At 37.9% G+C, this 21,829-nt stretch carries 20 protein-coding genes, 1 pseudogene and 1 riboswitch; of the genes and pseudogenes, 12 read left to right on the top strand and 9 right to left on the bottom strand.

Translation table 11 applies throughout. The features are described 5' to 3' along the window. Positions 1–13 precede the first annotated feature (13 nt). A pseudogene (locus tag QMA00_RS02815) lies at positions 14–4,469 on the bottom strand (EAL domain-containing protein). 188 nt (positions 4,470–4,657) lie between these two features. Between QMA00_RS02815 and QMA00_RS02810 the strand changes: the two are divergent. From QMA00_RS02810 to QMA00_RS02800, 3 genes are all read left to right on the top strand, one after another. After that, the gene (locus QMA00_RS02810) at positions 4,658–5,212 is read left to right on the top strand and encodes an isochorismatase family protein (RefSeq protein WP_076922010.1); all 555 of its coding nucleotides are present in this window, start codon (positions 4,658–4,660) and stop codon (positions 5,210–5,212) included. 133 nt (positions 5,213–5,345) lie between these two features. Then, positions 5,346–6,812, top strand: a complete 1,467-nt coding sequence (locus tag QMA00_RS02805; RefSeq protein ID WP_290155908.1) for a methyl-accepting chemotaxis protein — start codon at positions 5,346–5,348, stop codon at positions 6,810–6,812. Continuing rightward, on the top strand, positions 6,796–7,320 hold the full coding sequence (locus QMA00_RS02800; RefSeq protein WP_076922012.1) for a DUF6436 domain-containing protein: 525 nt from the start codon (positions 6,796–6,798) through the stop codon (positions 7,318–7,320). The genes QMA00_RS02805 and QMA00_RS02800 overlap by 17 nt, the downstream gene beginning before the upstream one ends. A 138-nt stretch (positions 7,321–7,458) precedes the next feature. On the opposite strand, the gene QMA00_RS02795 is transcribed toward QMA00_RS02800, so the two are convergent. Further along, positions 7,459–8,019 carry a TMEM165/GDT1 family protein gene (locus tag QMA00_RS02795; protein WP_076922013.1) on the bottom strand — a complete coding sequence of 187 codons (561 nt, stop codon included), beginning with the start codon at positions 8,017–8,019 and terminating at the stop codon, positions 7,459–7,461. A gap of 84 nt (positions 8,020–8,103) precedes the next feature. Continuing rightward, positions 8,104–8,205: riboswitch (yybP-ykoY riboswitch) on the bottom strand. Between the two features lie 178 nt (positions 8,206–8,383). Between QMA00_RS02795 and QMA00_RS02790 the strand changes: the two genes are divergently transcribed. Beyond that, positions 8,384–8,695, top strand: a complete 312-nt coding sequence (locus tag QMA00_RS02790; RefSeq protein ID WP_076922014.1) for a hypothetical protein — start codon at positions 8,384–8,386, stop codon at positions 8,693–8,695. A gap of 94 nt (positions 8,696–8,789) precedes the next feature. Here the strand turns inward: QMA00_RS02790 and QMA00_RS02785 are convergent, their stop codons facing one another. Continuing rightward, positions 8,790–9,479: a methyl-accepting chemotaxis protein gene (locus QMA00_RS02785; protein ID WP_290155958.1), complete on the bottom strand. Its 690-nt coding sequence runs from the start codon at positions 9,477–9,479 to the stop codon at positions 8,790–8,792. Here QMA00_RS02785 and QMA00_RS02780 point away from each other — a divergent pair. Both QMA00_RS02780 and QMA00_RS02775 read left to right on the top strand, forming a co-directional pair. Then, positions 9,456–10,049, top strand: a complete 594-nt coding sequence (locus QMA00_RS02780; RefSeq protein ID WP_217696933.1) for a hypothetical protein — start codon at positions 9,456–9,458, stop codon at positions 10,047–10,049. The two genes, QMA00_RS02785 and QMA00_RS02780, sit on opposite strands and share 24 nt — an antisense overlap. Before the next feature lie 894 nt (positions 10,050–10,943). Then, positions 10,944–11,138 (top strand): (2Fe-2S)-binding protein, encoded by a 195-nt coding sequence (locus QMA00_RS02775; protein ID WP_010389142.1) that lies wholly within the window; start codon positions 10,944–10,946, stop codon positions 11,136–11,138. A gap of 106 nt (positions 11,139–11,244) precedes the next feature. Here QMA00_RS02775 and bfr (QMA00_RS02770) read toward each other — a convergent pair whose 3' ends face one another. Next, the gene (gene bfr, locus QMA00_RS02770; protein ID WP_008112262.1) at positions 11,245–11,709 is read right to left on the bottom strand and encodes a bacterioferritin; all 465 of its coding nucleotides are present in this window, start codon (positions 11,707–11,709) and stop codon (positions 11,245–11,247) included. Positions 11,710–11,720: 11 nt separating this feature from the next. After that, complete coding sequence (gene bfr, locus QMA00_RS02765) at positions 11,721–12,194, bottom strand: bacterioferritin (RefSeq protein WP_024602407.1); 474 nt, start codon at positions 12,192–12,194, stop codon at positions 11,721–11,723. 381 nt (positions 12,195–12,575) lie between these two features. Here bfr (QMA00_RS02765) and QMA00_RS02760 point away from each other — a divergent pair, with 381 nt between their 5' ends. Then, positions 12,576–12,737: a hypothetical protein gene (locus tag QMA00_RS02760; RefSeq protein WP_013463108.1), complete on the top strand. Its 162-nt coding sequence runs from the start codon at positions 12,576–12,578 to the stop codon at positions 12,735–12,737. 130 nt (positions 12,738–12,867) lie between these two features. On the opposite strand, the gene QMA00_RS02755 is transcribed toward QMA00_RS02760, so the two are convergent. Further along, complete coding sequence (locus tag QMA00_RS02755; protein ID WP_076921653.1) at positions 12,868–13,722, bottom strand: cation diffusion facilitator family transporter; 855 nt, start codon at positions 13,720–13,722, stop codon at positions 12,868–12,870. Between the two features lie 266 nt (positions 13,723–13,988). On the opposite strand from QMA00_RS02755, the gene QMA00_RS02750 reads away from it, so the two are divergent. From QMA00_RS02750 to QMA00_RS02735, 4 genes are all read left to right on the top strand, one after another. Further along, entirely contained in the window at positions 13,989–14,477 is a 489-nt protein-coding gene (locus QMA00_RS02750) for a GNAT family N-acetyltransferase (RefSeq protein WP_016899173.1), read from the top strand. A gap of 430 nt (positions 14,478–14,907) precedes the next feature. Further along, positions 14,908–16,260 carry an AlkA N-terminal domain-containing protein gene (locus QMA00_RS02745; RefSeq protein ID WP_262976665.1) on the top strand — a complete coding sequence of 451 codons (1,353 nt, stop codon included), beginning with the start codon at positions 14,908–14,910 and terminating at the stop codon, positions 16,258–16,260. Continuing rightward, on the top strand, positions 16,257–16,724 hold the full coding sequence (locus QMA00_RS02740; RefSeq protein ID WP_262976664.1) for a methylated-DNA--[protein]-cysteine S-methyltransferase: 468 nt from the start codon (positions 16,257–16,259) through the stop codon (positions 16,722–16,724). Before QMA00_RS02745 ends, QMA00_RS02740 begins: the two co-directional genes overlap by 4 nt. An 80-nt stretch (positions 16,725–16,804) precedes the next feature. Next, the gene (locus QMA00_RS02735) at positions 16,805–17,389 is read left to right on the top strand and encodes a thymidine kinase (protein ID WP_008112278.1); all 585 of its coding nucleotides are present in this window, start codon (positions 16,805–16,807) and stop codon (positions 17,387–17,389) included. On the opposite strand, the gene ltaE is transcribed toward QMA00_RS02735, so the two are convergent. Together ltaE and rlmF are read right to left on the bottom strand one after the other, a co-directional pair. Continuing rightward, positions 17,372–18,376 carry a low-specificity L-threonine aldolase gene (gene ltaE / locus QMA00_RS02730; RefSeq protein WP_262976663.1) on the bottom strand — a complete coding sequence of 335 codons (1,005 nt, stop codon included), beginning with the start codon at positions 18,374–18,376 and terminating at the stop codon, positions 17,372–17,374. The two genes, QMA00_RS02735 and ltaE, sit on opposite strands and share 18 nt — an antisense overlap. A gap of 19 nt (positions 18,377–18,395) precedes the next feature. Continuing rightward, positions 18,396–19,328 carry a 23S rRNA (adenine(1618)-N(6))-methyltransferase RlmF gene (gene rlmF, locus QMA00_RS02725; protein ID WP_262976662.1) on the bottom strand — a complete coding sequence of 311 codons (933 nt, stop codon included), beginning with the start codon at positions 19,326–19,328 and terminating at the stop codon, positions 18,396–18,398. A 129-nt stretch (positions 19,329–19,457) separates the two neighbouring features. Here rlmF and QMA00_RS02720 point away from each other — a divergent pair, with 129 nt between their 5' ends. Beyond that, the gene (locus tag QMA00_RS02720) at positions 19,458–20,366 is read left to right on the top strand and encodes an alpha/beta fold hydrolase (RefSeq protein WP_076921665.1); all 909 of its coding nucleotides are present in this window, start codon (positions 19,458–19,460) and stop codon (positions 20,364–20,366) included. Here QMA00_RS02720 and QMA00_RS02715 read toward each other — a convergent pair. Beyond that, positions 20,335–21,777 (bottom strand): tetratricopeptide repeat-containing sulfotransferase family protein, encoded by a 1,443-nt coding sequence (locus QMA00_RS02715; protein WP_290155902.1) that lies wholly within the window; start codon positions 21,775–21,777, stop codon positions 20,335–20,337. The two genes, QMA00_RS02720 and QMA00_RS02715, sit on opposite strands and share 32 nt — an antisense overlap. Positions 21,778–21,829: the final 52 nt, after the last annotated feature.

Raw genomic sequence — 21,829 nt, 5'->3', positions numbered from 1 at the left:
GTCGCTTTTAGTTTCATATCAAATCAATAATTTTTTCGAAGCACTCCGGGCTCATTAAATCGTTAGCACTCATAGGACGAGCGAAGTAGTATCCCTGTAGCTTATGACAACCTATATTTTTTAAAAACTCTAGCTGCTCCCGCGTCTCTACCCCTTCTGCAATACAATATAACTCTAAGTTTTCAGCGAGTGAGTAAATCGTTTTAATAATAGATTCATCCCCTTTATCAATACCAATACTATTAACAAAGCTTTGATCTATTTTTATCACATTAATTGGAAATTGACTCAAATAAGTTAACGATGAATAGCCAGTGCCAAAATCATCAAGAAACAGTTTGAACCCAGCAGCCTGTAAGCTTTTTAGTTGCTTAGCTGCTTTGTATTTATCTTCTAATAGCGTGTTTTCTGTAATTTCTAAACGAAGTTGTTGTGGTTTTATCTGTGCTTTTTCTAGTATGGAGCTGAGCTGCTGCGTTATGTTGGCCTTTAAAATATGTTTTGGAGACAAATTTAACGATATGTAAAACAACGGGTTAATGTTCAAAAGTGGAGCAAGCTCAGTAATTGCACGCTGTAATGCTTGCTCAGTTAGCATATCAATTAAGCCAGTCTCTTCAGCAATAGGTATAAATAAAGCGGGAGAAACCGGTTTGCCTTGGTTTTCCCAGCGCATGAGTAATTCAACCCCACTTATTGTTTTATCTAGTGTATTAACAATAGGTTGGTAGTGATTAAAAAACAGATTGTCCCTAGCAGCATCTTTTAAGTCGTTTTCAAGAATAAGCTTTTGTTTAATTTGCTCATTCATTTTTTCATTAAAAAACTGAAATTCATTTCTGCCTGCTTGTTTAGCATGCATCATGGCAATATCTGCGTTACGTATGAGGGCATCGGTCGATGTTGCATCGTATGGGTACAATGCAATACCAATACTGGCTGATATATTAATAGCGAAGTCTTCAATAATAACCTTGTTAGCCAGCTCTTTGCTCATTTCGTTGAGGGTGTGTTGTAAAGAAGCCATTGAGGTAACGTTTTCAACTAACACTAAAAATTCATCACCACTTTGGCGGCCAAATGTAGCGTCATCACCTAAGTATTGGCTCACTCGCTCGGTAATATTGCACAATAGTTTGTCACCCACTGCATGGCCAAAAGAGTCATTGACGGGTTTAAATTTATCTAAATCTATAAATATAACAGCGCATTGCGAATCGTCTTTAGCGGCGCTTGTAATGGCATTTTCGATTTTTTGATTCATTAAACTACGATTAGGTAAGCCCGTTAACGCATCGTAATTAGCAAGGTAGCGTAACTCATTTTCAGCGCGTTTCTGCTCTGTTAAATCGGTAATAACAATAACATAATAACTGACTTTATCTTTTTCATTAGCAACGGCTGTGGCACTTAAATGAATAGGGTGTTTTTCAGCTTTTGTGGTCTTTACATAAGCATTTGTTCGCCAGTTTTCTTTTGGTTTAAGTGCTTTTAAAATTGTTGCAAACTCTCTACACTTAGCTTGTCCAATGGCATTAATAAATAATTTTGAGGTAACACCCCCCTCTCTGCCTTCATCAGAAAACACATCCATAAAGCTGTTATTGGCTGAAAATGGCACGAGGTCTTCATCTAAAATAAGTAAAAAGTCATTTATTTGACTAAATGCTTCGCCTAATATTTTGGCTTGTTGTTCGTTTGCCAGCTGCTCGGTAATATTAGTAAAAATACCCGACACATAAAGAGGCTCTTTAGTGTCTTCATTATAAATAGTTTGCCCCAAATCATGAAACCATAACCAGTGCCCATCTTTGTGCCGTAAACGATAAGTAGCTTGCCAATGTTTTTGCTTAGTTTGGTTTGTAAAAGTATTCCATTTACTTTGTAGCCTGCGACGCTCATCAGGATGCATAATATTAAAAAAACTACTTATATCGATGCGTTCAGGTAAGTTCTCGTAGCCAAGCTCTGCGCCTCTATCTGTATTTACTGAGTTATCTGCAAAGCTATAGTTCCATACACCGCTTTTATTACTTTTTAGTGCCAGCTCAGTTTGTGTTTTAGAGTGCACAGCGGCGCGGTGAGCTTGTTCAATTGCAATTTTACGGCTTCGGTATTGCCAGAAAAATAAAAACAAAATAACAACAATAGCAATAAAATATAAAGTATATGCAATAGGAGACTGCCAAGGGGCGTAAGCTACACTAAATTTTAACTGTATGGGGTCACTTGTGATCACTCCATTTCGCTGTTGAGTAGACACAGACAAAATATAATCACCAGGTTGTAATTTAGTAAAAAACACCTGGTTAGATTTTAAGTCGTTGTAGCTCAAAGACGAAGGGCCTGTAAGCTCAACTTTGTAGTAGGTTATATTAATATTTTTATAATCAAAATTTGAAAACCGAACCGTTAAGCCCATATCGTCGTGCTTAAGCATTAATGGATCAGTGCTGTATTTTGAAGGGGAGTAATTAAGGGCTTGTGAAAACAAACTAATATTAGTAATTGCTAAGTTATTATTGATTTTTCGCTGTTCATTATCAAATTGCTCTGGGTCAAACATTAGCACGCCGCTACGGTTACCAAACGCTAACTCGTTGTTGTGTAACCTTAATGCTGCTAGTGCTGTAAAGTGATTGTTACTTAAGCCATCTTTTATTGTGTACGTGGTGATGTTAAGCGTATCTAAATTAAGTTGATAAAGACCGTTATCAGTACTTATCCATAAAAAGTCTTTATTATCTGCAATAAGTTTAAAAATAGAGTTAGTATTTAATGAGTTGTGTTTATCAAATACATGCACTTGCTGATATGTTTTAGCGTTTACTGCAATTAAGCCTTCTTGGGTGGTGGCTAACCACAGCAGCTCTCGCTTAGCATCGTAATAATAATTCTCTACTGTATGGTAAAGATTGTTTTTTGCTGTTTTAGATTTAAAAATAGTAATTAAAGTCGCTGTTTCTTCGTTGTATCGATAAAATGTGTCAGAGGTACTTAACAGTAATTCGCCAGGGAAAGCCTCAGAGGGGGTATGAAACGTATATGCAAGCATGGGCGATACCTGCTCTTTTAGTCCATTAATAACTCGGTTTTCGCCTGTGTTACCATTAAATATATAAAAGTTATCATTGTTTATATAAGCAAAAGTATCGGGTGCAACTTGTGCAATGCCGAACGTATAGTCTGTATTTAACTTGTACTGAGTAATGTATTTGTTTTTTTCAAATGTTGTTGTTTCTTTATTAAAGAGATCGAGCCCGGAAAAAGTTGCCAGCCATAGGTAGTTATCGCCTTTGCCATATGCAGGGAAAATATCACCTATAGCCGATAGGCCATAGACCGCTTTGCTATCTTTAGATTGTAGATATAAGTCACTCTTTTGGGTTTCTAAGTTATACTGAACAAGCCCATCGTCAGTGCCTATCCACAGTAATTTACTATTATCTTGGTAAATAGTGTTTACAATATTATTTTCAGGTAAGGTTATTTTTTTAAACTTTTTTTGTTTGTGCTGCCCAAGTAAATATTCCATGTGTTCTAGAGCCTAACCAAAGTAAGCCCGACTCATCAAACATAATATCGTTTATCGTGTTCTCTGTTACGTTGTAGTTACTATCTTTGAAGTTTAAAATAGCAGTGAGCTTTAAGGTTGCTCTATCAAACTCAAATAAACCACTTTCTGTAGCAATAAACTCACCATAGGGTGTGTTTACATAATCCCAAATATTATAGTCACTAATAAGTGTTGATACTGCAGTAGGGTTTATATTTTTATTTTCATCAAAAGCAATCCGATACATTCCCTCAACCGTACCAACCATCAACCCAAATTCTTGGTCTACTGATAAAAATTTTACGTTGTTACTATCGTTAGTAACTTTTTGTGTGTCGCTAAGTGTTGTTTGTTGGAGTTCGTTATTGATAAAACTGTAGTTATACAGGCCCTGATCGGAACCTATATATAAGGTGTTTTGATAAAGTGACAATGCACGGATAAACATATTTTCATCAGGCAAAGATGCGACGAGTGTTAATTGTTTTGATTTTTTATCAAACCGGTATACGTGCGAATCAATAGAAAAATAAAAGTGTGTAAGCTTCTCAACCACTGCAATAACGGGAGAGTATTTTTCTTGGTCTTGGTTTAAATGACCTGAGTATATTTGTTTAGCCTTTAAGCTACTTGGATCAATTAAATAGCTACCTGCAAGTTGTGTGCTTACAAGTATGCTACCGTTATTGGTTTTGTACATATTAATAATGTAGTTGTTTTTTAAATCTGTTTGGTTTTCGTAAGGCGTAACTTGATAGCCGTCGAACCGAAATAGCCCCTGTGTAGTTGCAATCCACACATAGCCAATATCATCTTGGACAGATTTTACAACAAAGCTTTGCGCCAATTGTTCGTTTTTGGATGCGCGTTGTAATTGTTCAGAGTAAGTTTGTGAGGCAAAGCTCTGCTGCATGCAAACTAATAAAAATATGTAAACAACGAAGAAAAACTTACTCAAAAGCACTTACCTTTGGTATTTAGAATTGCTGTAATATAACATGAGTTTAATTTAAAAATTACAAAAAGCACTATAAGTGTGAATTAATTGTTGCCCGCTTGTGGGTGTTAAAAGTCAATTTAACTAAAATGAAAGGACTACAAATGAATTTTAGAGAAAATATCAACTCAGAGCACAGCGTACTTTTAGTAATCGACTTACAAAGCAAACTAGCACCGGCTATATCCTCATTTAATACGACCTTAGAGTGTGCTTTAAAGCTTGCAAATGCAAGTGCTATTCATCAAATTCCTTCAATAATTACAGAGCATTATAAAAAAGGACTAGGTGAAAGTGATGAGGAAATTAAGCAAGCTTTACCAAACGCGCAATATATCGAAAAAATAAATTTTAGTGCCTGCGCCGAAGAGGGGTTTTTAGATACTCTTTCGCAATTACAGCGCCCTCATGTGGTTGTTATGGGTACAGAAGCGCATGTTTGTGTATTACAAACCTGTTTAGATTTACTACAACAAGGTTATGCAGTAACTGTTGCTACAGATGCAATAGCCTCAAGAAATGCAGAGCACAAAGCCATTGCGGTTGAGCAGCTTCGTCAAGCCGGTGCAGTAATATCATGTGCAGAGACAATAATATTTCAATGGACAAAAAAAGCAGGGACGTCTACTTTTAAACAAATACTATCAATTGTTAAGTAGCGCATTAAAAACATTTTTAAATCAACCTGAATTAGTAATGCTGGGCTTGATTTAAAGTAAAAAATTGCGAGTTGTTAAAGGTTATATTAGCAATAAGCGTGTTTAATTTATTACAAAATTAATTAAGGTTTTTATGTCTAGTGTGAGCCGATTGTTTACAATCATATTCTGTTTATTGTTTGTCGAGTCTATTGGTATAGGCCTTTATTTTGATACATTAACAGAGGCGTTTTTGGTCGGCTTGCCCCTATGCTTGCTCCCTATATGGTTATTAAAAACCCAACCTGAGAATAAAATTACACCGCACGTGGTAGCTGCCGCTATTATGATGTTTTCATTTTTGCATATTCAACAAGCTTATGGGCTTATTGAAGTGCATTTTGAAATATTTATTTTCTTAGCCATGTTAATAATGTTTGTTGAGTGGCGAGTATTTATTACGGCGATTGTATTTGTTGCTGTTCATCATTTATCTTTTTACTATTTACAAACGCAAAACACGGGGTTTTATGTATTTGACCCCGACCGACTCGCTTTTTCAACTGTGCTTATTCACGCAGCTTATGCCATTGTAGAAGCCCTTGTTGCTGGTTTTATTGCAGTAACATTACAACGCGAACGTCGTGCAGGTTTGTCGTTAAGCCATGCCACTGAGCAAATAATGCAAGATCCAGAGCAAGTAAAGCTCTCAATGCGAGCTGATGATACCAATAGCAGTGCAGTAGTAGGCTTTAACACGCTACTAGAATACTTGTCGGATGTTATAAAACAGGTTCAAACTCAATCCGATTCATTAAAAAATAATTCTCAAGAACTTATAAATGTGCATGATGAGCTGGCAGACAGTGCTAAGCACCGAAATATACAAACCGATGATATTGCCAATTCAGGTTCACAAGTAGCCCACGGTTTTAAACTGGTTGAGCAAGAGAGTGATATTTTAAAGCAGCAAGTTAGCAATATCACCGATTCTGCTCATGTAGCTTTGCAAGAAGTATTACAAACAGACAGTAAGAGCAAGGAGTTGCTCACATTACTAACCAATACAGAAGAGCAGCTAAGTCATTTGGTGGCAGCTGGTGATGTAATTACAGGTTTGTTGAATGAAATATCAGGTATAGCGGATCAAACTAACTTGCTAGCACTCAATGCTGCAATTGAAGCAGCCAGAGCGGGCGAGCATGGTCGTGGTTTTGCTGTCGTTGCAGATGAGGTTCGTTCTTTAGCGAATAACAGCCAGAAAACAACAGCAAAAATAGCATCTACGTTAACAGATTTAGTGAATAACAGCCGCACTTCAACACAATCTATGAATCAATGTGTTGATTTTGTTGTAGATCTTACGAAAATTAGTGCCACTATGAAAGAGAATATCTCGTCAATGAGCGAGCAGATACAGGCTGTATCCACAAGCTCTAATTCGGTTGCACAAGTAGTTGCTGAGCAGGCAGGCAATACCGAGCAAATTGCAATAAGCACAGATCAAATGCGTCAACGCCAACATGAAGAGGGAAAAATTGTTGATCAACTTACCGCCAAGGTACAAATGATTGATGTGAGTATTGATGTGTTAGAGCAAAGCATTGCAAAATTTAACTAATAAGCGCTATTTTATTGTTGCTTTAATTGGTGTGTGGCTTGTCGTTGTTGTGTCGGGTTTAGTGTATTTTCAACTTGGCCAATTAAAGCCTTTTGATGAAAATAAAATGCTGGAACGACACAATTGGTTTTCGCAATTTAAAGAACAGGTGGTTTGGCAAAACAAAGATAGTGCTCAACTACTTATTATTACAGAAGATAAATGTGGATGTACTATACAAGCTAAACCACACCTATCATCTTTACAGCGGTTTGCGAAAAATCAGGGCGTTGAGGTACAAACATTTAAAATCAATAGCCAACTAAAGTCAGTGGTTCCGGCTACACCAGCCGCGGTTTTAATTGATAAAAATGGTGAGTTTGTTTATGCAGGGCCTTTATCTGAAGGGCTGGCATGCTCTCAAGGTAGCGGGTTTGTAGAGGTCATGATAAGTAATCTACAAGCTGGTTTTAACTCATCATTGTTAATTGCCGATACAAAAGGGTGTTATTGCATTAACCGAGCATAATAGCTCGCTTATTTCTATTTATGATATGTGCTAATGCTTTTTTAACGCTTACCTACTTTAGGTAAGCGTTTTTTGTTGTAAATTACTTAACCTGAACGCTGGTTAAAAGACTTATTATCCAAAATTCAGGTTACTTAATTACATAATGGTTACTAAGCCATAAACACCAAGTAATACAAACACAGTGGCGGCTATCGCTCTAACGGTATTTAATGGAATTCTTTTTAGTAGCGCCTTACCGGCATAAATAACAGGGACATTGGCGATTAGCATACCAAGGGTTGTACCAATTGTTACCCATAAAACAGATTGATATTGTGCACCGAGCAACACGGTTGCAATTTGTGTTTTGTCGCCAATTTCAGCAATAAAAAATAAGATTAAGGCTACTAAAAATGCACCATAGCGGTCGTATTTATGGCTCACATCTTCATCTTTATCGGGAATAAGCAGCCACAGCCCTACCACAATAAAGCTTATATTAACTATCCAAGGTAAGTATTCGTCGGCAAAGTTTCCGCTCAGCCAATCACCAAACCAGGCAGATAAACCATGATTAATAATAGTAGCAGCGAGAATGCCTAAAATAAGCGCTATTTTATTATGAAAACGTGCCGCGAGTAGTAACGATAAAAGCTGAGTTTTATCGCCTATTTCAGCGAGGGCAACAGTGACGGTAGAGGTTAAAAAAATATCCATTAATATAATCTTCAGGCGGGAATACTAAACCAAGGCAAACAGCTATCTCCCGCCATGAGGATAGTGTCTACCTAGGTCTCGCCGATAACGCTTGCTACAACATTACAAACTTACCATGCACATGAGGTGCAATTATGTTGATAAGTTTACTCATTACTGAGCGGGCTACTCCCCTAAGAGGGCAGCGATTATTCCACAAAGTTTAAAGCAGGTAAATATATGCGGGTAACTTTTAAATTTAAAAGGTGGCTTTGTGGCGTTAGTGCACAAATAAACTTGCTTTTGGCTATCAAGTTAGCTGTAATAATAAACAGAAGGAAGTTGAACAATTTGAAATTATATGCACGTGTAAAGGAATTTAAATATGCAATCAACAATTGTTAAATCAACTACGGCAACCATTCAAAATGGAGTCATGAAAGCGGACGGAAAGTTTTGGATTACGCAGACTAATGTAAATTTTGAACCTTTTAATGAAAAATTGGGGTTAGAACCACATACAATTCCACGTAATACAATTTTAAAAGTGGTTGAATGTAAAGGTAAGGGCGCAGGCCTTATTCCAATAACGGCTGATGCGATAGAGGTTTTCACGCAAGATGGCAGCTCATATCAGTTTATACTCTCAAACCCCAGTGATTGGATAACTATATTGTCTAATCAAACTCGCGCTTAAAGTAACCAATATGCCATCATTTAATCATTTAAATGATGGCATATAAGGTTTTTATTTAAAGTATAAGCGCTAATATGCCTCAAAATTAAAGCAACTAAACTTTAAATACATTAACTTGTCCTTGTAGCATTGCCGCAAGCTGTGCGAGTTCTTGCGAAGCTTGAGCATTTTGTTGTGAGCTTTCGCTGACAGAAGTAATACTCGCGCTAAACTCATTAATATTGCTGCTTAGTTCATTTGCGACCATTTTTTGCTCCTGAGTTGCGGTTGATATTTGAGTATTCATATCTGCAATTTCGGTAACTTCTTGGTTAATTTCGCTGAGTACCTGTGAAGAATAATTAGCATGGTCGACACTCTCTTTAGCGCTGCTTTCAGCGTTACCCATCGCATTAACAGCTTGCTGAGCCATGCCTTGTAGTTTTGTGATCATTTCATTAATGCTAGCGGTTGCTTTTTGAGTATTGTGGGCAAGTTGTCTTACCTCATCGGCTACAACGGCAAAACCTCGACCAGAATCGCCAGCTCTTGCTGCTTCAATAGCTGCATTTAAAGCTAACAAGTTAGTTTGCTCAGCAACGCTTTGAATCATCATAACAACTTGGTTTATATCATTGGTTTGTGTATTTAGATCTGTAATGAGTTTCGTATTTGTATTAACTAAAGTTGAAAGCGTATTTATTGACTCTATATTATCAGCAACAGCTTGCTGCCCTTGGCCTGCTTTTATGTCGGCACTTGTTGCCTTGTCGGAGGTTGTTTGCGCGTTTTGAAATGCTTTGATGGGCAGTACAATGTGTTTTCCTCAATAAGCATAAATAATTCTTGTAAAGGTCTTTATACAAAAACCTTAAATGACCTATTAGCTGAATGTACTGATCATACAGCTGAAAATCGCCCAAAGATGGATGTGGTTGTTCAGAAATTACAAGATTGGATTAAGACCAACGATGACTTTCATATACAAAATTTAGCAGAATGGTTTGACCTACAAAATAAGCTATTTCCAGCAGGTTCCCCAAACTCTGTAACTTGGACTAATCCTGATGATATTGTAACTATTCTTAATGAGATAGGACATGTTCCTAGTTTAAATCATATGTTTTTGCCCGGTGGAGGTGGAAATACCTTTGTTGGTGCTAGTTTGGCTAATGAATCAGGACTAATAGCACTCAAAATTGCTCAGAAAATGTTTGATATTTTAGCGCCAAAAAAATTAACATACGAATCTTTTGGTGTAGATCCCCAGTGGAATTATTTTCGTTTAGAAGCTAAAAGCATCAATAAAACAGGGGTTTACGATCGAGACTCATACATATTTCCATACGAAGAATTAGTTGAAATAGATACATAGAAAGGCATCATTGGGATTATAATGAATTTCAAGGTGAAGAGTTACCTGAAGAAGCACATCTAGTTTGTAGATATTTTGAAGGGTGCTTTGTGATTTTTAGTACAATATCGTATTACAACCAAGTTTCAGGAACTTATGATGGACGCCATAATAAAATGACTGAAGAAGAATTCAGAGCATATATTGAGAGAAGTGCTCTTAGAGAATAATTGCCACTTATCAAGAGTTTAAGGTTACGACAGTCCGCTTATGGCACAAACCGGAAATAGCCCACGCACTAATCCTGTATTTATACATTAAGGCTTCTTCAGACTTAATGTAATTCATTTTAATCATTCAACTATTTACCTAAACTTAGGGGCTGTTGGCCTTTACGGATTAATATTTGTTCAAACTAGGGGGGATTTAATCGCGACGCGAGATTTGTAACCTAGTGGGCTAAGTAAAAATCGAGCAAAGCTTCCGCGTCCTGCTCACGCCCCTTACCTACATCCATGTAGGCAACAAAGAGTTAATTGCCCCTAGGCTGAACCCTTCGGGCAGCGCCTGTTTGGCATTGATGCTGCGTTATCGCCTATTTATGGGGAATAACCACACCACATAGACTCTGCCTTGCCTAAAGACCAAACAGACTGCTGCAAATTTAACCTTGAAAGGTCAACAGACCCTGAACCTACTTAAATTTAAGGCGAGACTTTAGTTAATAAATCTCAATTTAAGTGCCATGCTTCGAATGAAATTTAAACAATTCTCAAGCTGCCGCGAATTCTCAATTTAAGTGGCGCTGGCCACACTAAAAAATAAAATTTAATTTTTGATCAAAAACCAATTGATAACTATTTTCGTTTAGATTAATATGAACCCACTAAATGAAATTGAGAGTTGTTTGTATTCATGTATGTTTGTCTTTGTCACGGTGTGACTGATAAAAAAATTGAGCAAACCATCGACGATGGTGCTACTACCATGCGCGAGCTAACTAAAGAGCTTAAAGTGGGCAGCCAATGCGGTAAGTGTTGTTGTTGTACTAAAAAGATCCTCAATCGTAAACTGATTCAAATTGCAGATATAACCGATCAAGTGGCTTAATAGTAATCTACATAAATAGGCCTACCTAAACGAATTGGTATAACATTTAAAAATTAAATATAAAAAAAGCAGCCTTAGCTGCTTTTTTTATATTTATAACTTTAACTTACAGTTGTGATTGTAAGTAGTTTTCAAGCCCAGTGTTTTTGATCAGTAGTTGCTGTGTTTCTAGCCAATCAATTTGCTCTTCTTGCTCATTTAAAATGTTATCGAGCGCTTCACGGCTAATGTAATCTTTTTTACTTTCAGCTAGTTTAATCGCAGCACGAAGCTCATCTACTGTATCAAGTTCAAAGCTCATGTTAGCGGCAATCATTTCTTCGCTGTTTTCGCCAATGCGTAAGCGTCCTAAATCTTGAAGGTTTGGCAGTCCTTCTAAAAATAAAATACGCTCAATTAAACGATCGGCGTTTTTCATTTTTTGTATCGATACTTTGTAATCAGCTTTGTCTAGTTTACTAAAACCAAAATCTTTAAACATACGTGCATGTAAAAAGTATTGGTTAATACCCACAAGCTCATTAGCAAGTACTTTATTTAGTGCTGCAATAACGTCTTTATCGCCTTTCATAATATAAGTCCTTATTCGCCCATTTGAGCTTGGTGATAGTTTTGAGTGCCAATTTTGTCAATCAGACCCAATTGTTGCTCTAACCAGTAGACGTGATCTTCTTCGGTATCAAATAATAGCTTTTCTAGAATTTCACGAGATTGATAATCTTGCTGTTGTTCACAGATGGCAATAACTTCTTTAACACACTCAACCACTTCAAGTTCCAAGGTTAAGTCGTTTTGCATCATGCTTTTTACATCGCTACCAATTAAGAGGTCACGACGTTTGGTCATGTTTGGTACGCCTTCTAAAAAAAGAATACGTTTAATTAACCAATCAGCGTGATCTTTTTCTTCTTCCATTTCATGGTTAAGACGCTCATAAAGTTTGTTTAAGCCCCAATCGTCGTACATACGAGAATGAATAAAATACTGGTCAATAGCAGCTAATTCGTTAGCTAACAATGTATTGAAGGCGTCGATTACTTTTTGATTACCTTTCATAGCGCTTATCCTAAAAATTTTAATTGTGGCTAGTCTAGTATATAGGCACAGAATTGCAAGTAATTTACTTATAAATCATATGGTTAATATTGAGTTTGATTCTCGTTTAAGTTTGCATTGCTGGCTGACAAATGGACAAGTTGTTATTTGTATTTTAGATCAGCAAGTTACATTTTTTATAACATAAAAAGGCATACTTACTAAGGTTATTAAGTAAAGTATTGCAGCTATTCTAAGTGTTGAGGTTGTTCTTTTACGCTTTATTACTTCGAATTCTGGGATGAATACAGTAAAACTGAAATATTTACACAACTGAGTTTTTTCACTCAATATATTTTGTAGCCACTCTCGTAATCTAATTATTGCTATTGTAGCGGGGGGATGTCTTTGCACCCAGCTCACGGCTCTGTAATTAATGAAGTAAGAAAGGCTAAGGAGCAGGGAAGTGGACATTTATTGTTTACACAAATATCCGTGAAAAAAGCAGATAAAGCTGAAAACTTAATGCTGCCCCTTGCAGCAGCAACTATCAGTACTCTTTAATTAATTTGTGATAATACTTATCTATCGTATTTTTGTAGCGGTTTAAATAAAAACCGCTGAGAAGTCTATCTAATATAAGTAAACCTACTTAGAGCTTTAATGTAATCATTTTGGTTATTGAAAACAGTGATTAGTAACACTCGATTACGCAGTGTTTAATTGCAAATTCATCATGTAAATAGTGTTTTATGGCATTAAGCTCAATAGGGGTATCTGTTTGCATCACAATTTCACAGTGAGTGGTATTATCGTCCAGTTGCCACGCTTTTATGGATTTTATTTGCGTAATAGCAAACTGTTGCAGTAATTTCTTGCTTATAAGTTGCTGATCAAAATCAATGGGGGCTGCCTGCATTAAAATGCTGCAGCTGGCTTTAAGTAATAACACGCCGTGATAAATAACGTACAGTGATATTAAAATGGTCGCTATTAAATCAACTACATACCACTGGTATAAAATAATTAAAGTACCGGCAATAATAACGACTATTGATGCCATTGCATCAGACACATTATGAATAAACGCCGCCTTTATATTCATGTTATTTTTAGCGCCGGCTTTAAAGGTTAATAATGCAGTGACTAAATCAATGAATAGCGCTACTGCAGCAACCCACACAATGATCCAGCCATTGATAGGTTGAGGGTTTAAATACCCGCTAATTGCTTCAAAAATTAAATAACCACCGATGACTATTAACGTGGTGCTATTAAAAAGAGTTGCTAGTATTTCTGCACGTTTGTAGCCAAAATGGTGGGTTGTATCAGCTTGCTTATTGCCAATTTTTCGAGCAACGAGGGCAATAAAAATTGAGGCTGCATCACTTAGGTTATGTAATGCATCGGCAATTAATGAAAGACTGCCGGAAAATATGCCGCCAACAACTTGCACTGCAGTCAGTAAAACATTTATAAATACGGCAAGAGTGAGCTGTTTATCACTTTGGTTATCATCAACGTGACTGTGTGAATGACCATGACCCATTTTAGTTAAACTTCTTCATTGCTTTACTGTGTACTCATAATGACAACTTTTTGCCATATATAAAAGCGTTGTTTTAATTTGTTTTTTTAATGCCCTAATGACTAAATTGAAATAAGCTCGTGAACGTTACTTATTGAATATAAAACGATATGCTAGGGTATAAATAAATGTATTAATGGCTTAAATTATCATAATTAGTTAAGCACTTTTTATATTAAATTAGATGCTTACCAGACATAAAAGTAGTTTTTTAAGGGTCAATAACAATGAACACAGCAATAGAAATTCGCGATGCAAAGCCAAGTGATGCAAAAACAATTCTACACTTTATCAATGAGCTTGCTATTTACGAAAAAGAACCTGATGCAGTTAAAACCGATGAGCAAGCCATTTTAAACACCCTGTTTTGTGAAGGCGCAACGGCGCACAGTTTAATATGTTTACAAGATGATGAGCCAATTGGCTTTGCAGTATATTTTTACAACTACTCGACTTGGTTAGGTAAAAATGGCCTCTACCTAGAAGATTTATATGTGAGCCCTGATAGCCGCGGAAATGGCGCTGGTAAAGCCATTATGAAAGAACTGGCAAACAGAGCAATCAATAAAGACTGTGGTCGCTTTGAATGGGTGGTACTTGATTGGAATAAACCCGCGATTGATTTTTATAATAGCATGGGCGCTGAACCACAAAATGAGTGGATTATATATCGTTTAACGGGTCAGGCGTTAATTGATTTTGCAAACAAAGATTAGGGTCTGTTGACCTTTTAAGGTTAAATTTGCAGCAGTCTGTTTGGTATTTAGGCAAGGCAGAGCCTAAGTGGTGTGGTTATTCCCCATAAATAGGCGATAACGCAGCATCAATGCCAAACAGGCGCTGACCTTCGGGTTCTGCCTAGGGGCAATTTACTCTTTGTTGCCTACATGGATGTAGGTAAGGGGCGTGAGCAGGACGCGGAAGCTTTGCTCGGTTTTTACTTATTCTTACATGGATGTAAGCCAGTAGAATAACGCAGGAGCAGTTATCGAGCCCACTAGGTTACAAACCTCGCGCGCGATTAAACCGCCCCTAGTTTGAACAAATTTTAATCCGCAAAGGTTAACAGACCCTAGTGCCGAATATGGCCAGTAATACGCTTAGTTTTTGCTAAGCTAAGCGCTACCTAATTTACAAGAGCATTTTATGGGTGATCAGCACTGGCAAAAAGCACGTCAAAGTCGTGATGCGCGTTTCGATGGGCTTTTTTATGTAGCCGTTAAAAGTACCGGTATTTATTGCAGGCCAATTTGCCCTGCGCCCACAGCTCACGAAAAAAATGTAGTCTACTATCAGTTTGCGCACTCTGCCGCGCAAGCTGGTTTCAGGCCTTGTATTCGTTGTCGGCCCGATAGTGCACCAGGAAGTGCGGCTTGGCAGGGAACAAAAACAACGGCTCTACGAGCCAAGCAATTAATTGATCAGAATAATCAGCACGACTGCGAAAAGCTCGCCACGCGTTTAGGAATAAGTAGCCGTTATTTAAGGCGATTATTTTCTCAATATTTTGGTATTTCTATCACGCAATATCGATTGTTTAACCAATGTCATTTTGCAAAAAAATTGATTCAAGAAACTAGCTTACCGCTTACCGAGATAGCGTTTGCCTCAGGCTTTAAAAGTGTTCGGCGTTTTAATGATGCTTTTTTAAAACAACTTAATATTGCGCCCTCAGCGCTCAGAACCGCCAAGCACCCAGCTGATATTGGGCTCACCTTAATTTTTCCTTTTCGTCCGCCGTATAACTGGCAGGCATTGCATGGGTTTTTAGCAAAACGATTAATTCAGCCAATAGAGTGGTTAACGCCAACCAGTTATGGGCGTACTTTTACTTATAAATCGTGTAGAGGGCGCTTTGATGCTGAGTTTGTTGCAGATAAACATCATTTTCGGGTGCAAATTGATATAGATAATACGCAATATTTACAGCCAGTTATTAACAACATTCGCCGTGTACTTGATTTAGATGCAGATACTTATTTAATTGAGGCGCATTTAAGCGAACACATTAATAATGCATTTCCACTTACTAAAGGCTTAAGGTTACCGGGTATTTGGTCAAGTTTTGAGGCGGGAGTTAGGGCTGTACTTGGGCAACAAGTCAGTGTAGCGGCGGCGCACAACCTAGTGACTAATTTAGTAACACAACTTGGTGAAAAGCAACACCAACAGGTCTATTTTCCTGAGCCTGAAGTGTTAGCACACAGTGATTTTGCATTCTTTAAAATGCCACAGGCGCGTAAAAATGCCCTGCATAACCTCGCTGAATTTTGTGCCGTGAATCCCGATTGTGATGACTTAGATCAATGGCTTAGTTTAAAAGGGATTGGCTCATGGACGGTTAGTTATGCAAAGTTACGCGGCCAAAGCCAGCCCGATATTTTACTCGATGGCGATTTAGGCGTTAAAAAGGCACAAGCGGCAGCAAGCTCTTTTGAATCTGCGAACTGTGCACCATTTCGATCTTACTTAACTTTTCAACTTTGGCAGCAATTATGATAGCGCAAACCAGTTTACCCAGCCCGATTGACGATATTATTATTCAGGCAACTGAAAAAGGTATTAGTTATGTGGGGTTTTATCCACCGACCAGTTATATCAGTACGCCTTTAAATAAGGTGACTAATTCACATGTTTTATCTTGTATGGCGCAGCTTAATGAGTACTTTGCTCATTCGCGTACCGAGTTTGATTTAGAACTTGATACTGGCGGCACGCCATTTCAGCAAAGCGTATGGCAGGCATTGTGTAGCGTACCCTTTGGAAAAGTGGCGACTTATAAAGATATTGCCGAGCAGTTAAACAACCCTAAAGCTGTGAGAGCGGTAGGGGCTGCAAATGGTAAAAACCCAGTCAGTATTATTGTGCCGTGTCATCGTATTATTGGTGCAAATAAAAAACTAACTGGTTATGCAGGTGGTTTAGAGCGCAAGCAATGGTTACTAGAGCATGAAGCAAAATAAATAGCTAAATAACGTATCCAAATTTGTATTCTGAGCACTTTAAGGTAGCATAAGCGCACTTTTTATTTGAAGGCACGGCCATGGCGCAATTATACTTTTACTACTCTGCAATGAATGCAGGTAAATCAACCACCTTACTACAATCTGCATTCAATTATAAAGAACGTGGTATGGAGCCGGTGATCCTCACGGCGGCTATCGATGATAGAGCCGGAGTGGGTAAAGTATCATCACGTATTGGCTTGCAAGCAGATGCACATATTTATGATGCGGATAAAGACGTATACGAGCTAATTAAATCGCTCAATAGTGATAAAAAACGCCATTGTGTACTCGTGGATGAATGTCAGTTTTTATCTAAAGATCAAGTTATGCAGTTAACCGATGTAGTCGATGAATTAGGTATTCCCGTATTGTGTTACGGCTTAAGAAACGACTTTAGAGGAGAGTTATTTAGTGGCTCGCAATATTTACTTGCTTGGGCTGATAAGTTAATAGAGCTTAAAACGGTGTGTCATTGTGGGCGCAAAGCAAATCACGTATTACGTACCGATGAAAATGGTGAGGCTATTGCCGATGGCAACCAAGTAGAAATTGGCGGCAACGACCGTTATGAATCGGTGTGCCGCAAGCATTACAAAGCCGCGTTAAATATGGGCCGTTAAGGCTTTAATAAAGGTATCTATATCCGCTTTGGTAATACCTAAATGGGTTACTAGCCTAAGTTGCTTACTTGGGCTAAACACAATGTCATGTGCTTTTAAATCGGCTGCTAGCTTTGTGATGTTTATGCTGTTATCAAACGTAGCGTAAACCATATTTGTGGTATTACTCATATTTACTTCAAAGCCTGAAATTTCACTTAACTGCTGTGCTAAATAACGCGCATTAGAGTGATCATCGACTAAACGTTGCGTGTTATTTTCTAACGCATATTGCCCTGCAGCAGCTAACATACCCGCTTGGCGCATACCGCCGCCAAGCACTTTACGCCAGCGTCTTGCTTTAGCGATTAACTGCTCAGAACCTAATAATAATGAGCCAACTGGCGCACCTAAGCCTTTCGATAAACAAATAGAGACTGAATCAAAATGTTTGGTGATATCACTAATATCAAGGTTAAGCTCGGCTGCGGCATTAAATGCTCGCGCGCCATCTAAATGCAGTGCTAAGTTATGTTGATCAACAAATTCACGTGCTTTAATTAAATAATCAATACCCAGTACTTTGCCACCTATGGTGTTTTCAAGGCTCAGTAATCGCGTTTTCGCAAAGTGGCTATCATCGGGTTTTATTGCAGCAGCAATTTTAGTAAAACATAGGCTACCATCGGCTTCATTTTCAATAGGTTGTGGTTGAATAGAGCCTAAAACGGCAGCGCCACCGCCTTCAAACTTGTAGTTATGAGCACTTTGCCCACAAATATACTCATCACCTCGCTCACAATGCGCCATTAATGCCAATAAGTTTGCTTGCGTGCCGGAGCTACAAAATAATGCATCGGCCACATTAAAACGCAATCGAGCATAAGCTTCCAATTGGTTAACGCTTTCATCATCGCCGTATACATCATCGCCAACCGGGGCATGATACATAATATCTCGCATTTTATTGCAAGGCTTGGTCACTGTGTCTGAGCGAAAATCTATCATGGGGTGTCCTTAAGTGGCTTTATACTAATTTTTCACAAATTTGTTCACGGGTCGTTTTATCAAAATAACTCCACGCAATAAAGCGACTGACTTTTTGCCCTTGTGCCATTTCAACGATTTTATAGTCGCAAATAGGGAGCTGTTTTAGCTGTGTTTGTAAAGCAGCAAGGGTCTCTTTTTTAGAAACCAACGAGGTGAACCAGATCACTTGCTCACTGAACTGAGCGCTTTCTTTGATCATGTTAGAAATGAATGCTAATTCACCACCTTCACACCACAGCTCATTACTTTGTCCGCCAAAATTAAGTGCTTGCGAAGGCGCTTTGCCTAAGTTTTTCCATTTACGTTCACTGCCTTTACTGGCTTCTTCTGCACTGGCGTGAAATGGCGGGTTACACATCGTTAAATGATACAAATCTTTCGCATTAATCACCCCTTTAAAAATATGCTCGGGATTTTTTTGTTGTTTAAGCGTTATTTTTAGATTATTGAACTGAGCGAGCTGCTTGGCTATTTTTATTGCTGCAGAGTCTATGTCGCTGCCAGTAAAGTGCCATTGGTATTCGCTATTGCCCGTTAGCGGGTAAACTAAGTTAGCGCCAGTGCCTATATCAAGCACTTTAATTTGTCGGCCAGTGGGAATAACTTGCTGATTATCTTCGCTGAGTAAGTCAGCTAAGTAATGAATATAGTCAACTCTACCTGGAATAGGTGGGCATAAGTTGTGCTCAGGAATGTCCCAAAAGTTAATATTGTAATGACTTTTTAATAGCGCCTGATTCAAGGTTTTTACAGCTAAGTTATTACTAAAATCAATACTTTGATTGCTTGCTGGCGTCGTAATTAAAAAAGCAGTTAACGAAGGGGTTTGCGAGGTAAGCAAATTAAAATCGTAACCATTTTTGTGTTGATTGCGCGGATGTAATTTAGAACGAGCTGATTTTGCTTTCATGAGGCTTTTTTAACAACAGGAATAAAAGCTAATAGTAACAAATACAGACAGAAAAAGTGCATAATTTTCCCTTTGGCTTACCAGATATTACTGGTAGGATGAGTTGTTAGCAATTATAAGGAATTCGCTTTGGCAATTACTCAACAATCTGTTTTTATTAAATTAGATGACTATCAAACACTGCATTTGCGCCGTATCGCCAATCAACAGCCGAGCGGCCCTGTGGTGTTATTAATTCATGGTGCGGTAGAAAATGGCAAAATATTTTACACTCATAGCAATAAAGGGTTAGCGCCTTTTTTAGCTGAACAAGGGTATTGTTGTTATGTCGCTGATTTACGCGGGCGTGGTGAAAGTAAACCTGCTATTTGTAAGCAAGCACGGTATGGACAAACTGAGGCGATTGTTGAAGATATTCCGGCATTTATTGAAAAAATTGAACAGTTAGAGAGTAAAAAACCTGACTTTTTAGTTGCTCATTCTTGGGGTGGGGTGTTGCTTAATAGCGTGTTTGCTCGCTTCCCTGAGCTGATAAACGATGTAAAAGCGTGTGCCTATTTTGGTTCAAAGCGTTCGCTATTTAATAACCACCCTAAAAAGTTATTTCAGGCCAATTTAATTTGGTATTTTATGGCGCCAATATTAGCGAAAAAACACGGTTATTTACCAGCAAAACGCTTAAAGTGGGGCAGTGATGATGAAACTCAAAAGTCGCATTATCAAAGTATGCAGTGGGCTAAGAAAAATCCGTGGATAGACAGTGATGATGGCTTTGATTACGCTAAAACATTAGCAAATCTCACGCTTCCTCCAACGTTACATATTGCGGCAGTAAAAGATAAAGCATTGGCACAGCCTATCGATATTCAAAAGTTTATTGATGAGTCAGGTGCTGGGGTGCAAAAAATGCAAATATATGGCCGCCGCTTTGGGCACAAAGTAGATTACGACCATATTAATATGCTTACCCATCCACAGGCACGCCAAGAACAGTTTATGGATGTGCTTAATTGGTTTGAGGCAACGAGAGCAGACTAAGTAAAGGGGCTTCATAACGCTGCCATTTATCAAGGCTTTTGTTATTTACAGGCTGCCTGATGGCATGTTTACTGAGCGTTGTAACGGCGCTTTTATTTTTGTAAAAGTCTAAACAAGTCTGTTCAAATTCACAGCCAGTAAAACTCAATAGTGCGGTTAATTGATCTTTAGGGTTTTCAATTAACTGCTCATAACTTAAATTATAAATAGCTAAGCGGTTAAATTGTTGCCAATGGCCCATCAGTTTTTCATAAAGCTGATGGTACAAAGTAAATTCATTTAAATCACAAAAATAGGGTTCGTTTTCAGCAAAGTAATTAGTAAACACTGAAAATGCGGTTGCGTTAAAGTTGCGGGTCAGGTTAATAAACTTAGCGTCTGGGAATAAAATATAAATTAACCCTAAGTTTTGGTAGTTGCTAGGCAGTTTATTGATCACAAATGCGCAATTGCTCCCAGAAGAACTTAAGGTATCTAAATATATAGCTCTGGCTTGGTTAATTAAAGGCGTTGTTAGCTTAGTTAAGCATTGAGGGTAGCGTAACCCTGTTTTATGTTCTAAAAAAGCGACTACCTTATTACTAATACTGGTGTCTTCTCCAAGCGTTGTCCATTGACTGTGTCCTGCTAACATCTGCTCCAGTAAGGTTGAGCCGCTTCGTGGCATACCAATAATAAACACGGGCGTAACAGGATACTGCTTATTTAGGTTTGCTAAATTGAACACACTTTCATTATTATATTCAATAAGTTGATCATAAAACTCAATTAAATCTTCAGTATTAAATTCACTGAGTTTGTGTTGTTGCTGATTGGCAATCACAAAATAGTTAAACGCTTGATCAGTATCGTCTAATTTGTCGTAACTTTTAGCTAAAGCATAGTAGCAGACCATTTTTAAGCGTAGGTTATTTGTTTGCGTTAAAAAGTGGTGTAACTGAACGATGTAATTATTTGCTTTATTAAAGCGCCCTAATTGTACCAATTCAAATAAAACATAAGCCGTAACTGGTGCTATCCCAAGCTTTAATGCTTCCTCAAACGTGGCCTGCGCTTTATCAAGCTCGCCAAAGGTTAAATAGTGCTGGGCTAAATAATAATGAGTGTCTGGGTTGTCTGCGGCAATACTGGTTGCGTATTCGAGTACTTTTTGCGCATCTTCAGGAGAGTTGACCGCATTAAATGCATCACTTAGTGCATACAAAGGTTCTAATGCATAAGGGAGATGCTGACACGCTCGTTGTAGTATATAAACAGCGGCATCAAATTGCTCTAAACGCAGTGCTACTTTACCTAAGCCAAACAGGGCGTCACCATTATCAGGCTCTGCTTGTAATAGCATTTTGTAATGAAACTCAGCTTCTCTGAGCTTATTTTGTGATAATAACTGGTCCGCTTTTTTTAGTAGCATAATACAACTAATATTCTTTTTATTTACTATAACCCCAAAGTCACAAAAAATG

The organism is Pseudoalteromonas sp. APC 3694 (assembly GCF_030407565.1).
Classification (GTDB): Bacteria; Pseudomonadota; Gammaproteobacteria; order Enterobacterales; family Alteromonadaceae; genus Pseudoalteromonas; species Pseudoalteromonas tetraodonis.
Note: the sequence above shows the minus strand (reverse complement) of the source record. Positions and strands in the feature narration are given on the sequence as shown.

Coding starts and splice junctions, on each gene's coding strand:
- QMA00_RS02810 (WP_076922010.1), top strand. CDS start 4,658: ATGAATTTTAGAGAAAATATCAACTCAGAGCACAGCGTACTTTTAGTA.
- QMA00_RS02805 (WP_290155908.1), top strand. CDS start 5,346: ATGTCTAGTGTGAGCCGATTGTTTACAATCATATTCTGTTTATTGTTT.
- QMA00_RS02795 (WP_076922013.1), bottom strand. CDS start 8,019: ATGGATATTTTTTTAACCTCTACCGTCACTGTTGCCCTCGCTGAAATA.
- QMA00_RS02790 (WP_076922014.1), top strand. CDS start 8,384: ATGCAATCAACAATTGTTAAATCAACTACGGCAACCATTCAAAATGGA.
- QMA00_RS02775 (WP_010389142.1), top strand. CDS start 10,944: ATGTATGTTTGTCTTTGTCACGGTGTGACTGATAAAAAAATTGAGCAA.
- bfr (WP_008112262.1), bottom strand. CDS start 11,709: ATGAAAGGCGATAAAGACGTTATTGCAGCACTAAATAAAGTACTTGCT.
- bfr (WP_024602407.1), bottom strand. CDS start 12,194: ATGAAAGGTAATCAAAAAGTAATCGACGCCTTCAATACATTGTTAGCT.
- QMA00_RS02760 (WP_013463108.1), top strand. CDS start 12,576: ATGTCTTTGCACCCAGCTCACGGCTCTGTAATTAATGAAGTAAGAAAG.
- QMA00_RS02755 (WP_076921653.1), bottom strand. CDS start 13,722: ATGGGTCATGGTCATTCACACAGTCACGTTGATGATAACCAAAGTGAT.
- QMA00_RS02750 (WP_016899173.1), top strand. CDS start 13,989: ATGAACACAGCAATAGAAATTCGCGATGCAAAGCCAAGTGATGCAAAA.
- QMA00_RS02745 (WP_262976665.1), top strand. CDS start 14,908: ATGGGTGATCAGCACTGGCAAAAAGCACGTCAAAGTCGTGATGCGCGT.
- QMA00_RS02740 (WP_262976664.1), top strand. CDS start 16,257: ATGATAGCGCAAACCAGTTTACCCAGCCCGATTGACGATATTATTATT.
- QMA00_RS02735 (WP_008112278.1), top strand. CDS start 16,805: ATGGCGCAATTATACTTTTACTACTCTGCAATGAATGCAGGTAAATCA.
- ltaE (WP_262976663.1), bottom strand. CDS start 18,376: ATGATAGATTTTCGCTCAGACACAGTGACCAAGCCTTGCAATAAAATG.
- rlmF (WP_262976662.1), bottom strand. CDS start 19,328: ATGAAAGCAAAATCAGCTCGTTCTAAATTACATCCGCGCAATCAACAC.
- QMA00_RS02715 (WP_290155902.1), bottom strand. CDS start 21,777: ATGCTACTAAAAAAAGCGGACCAGTTATTATCACAAAATAAGCTCAGA.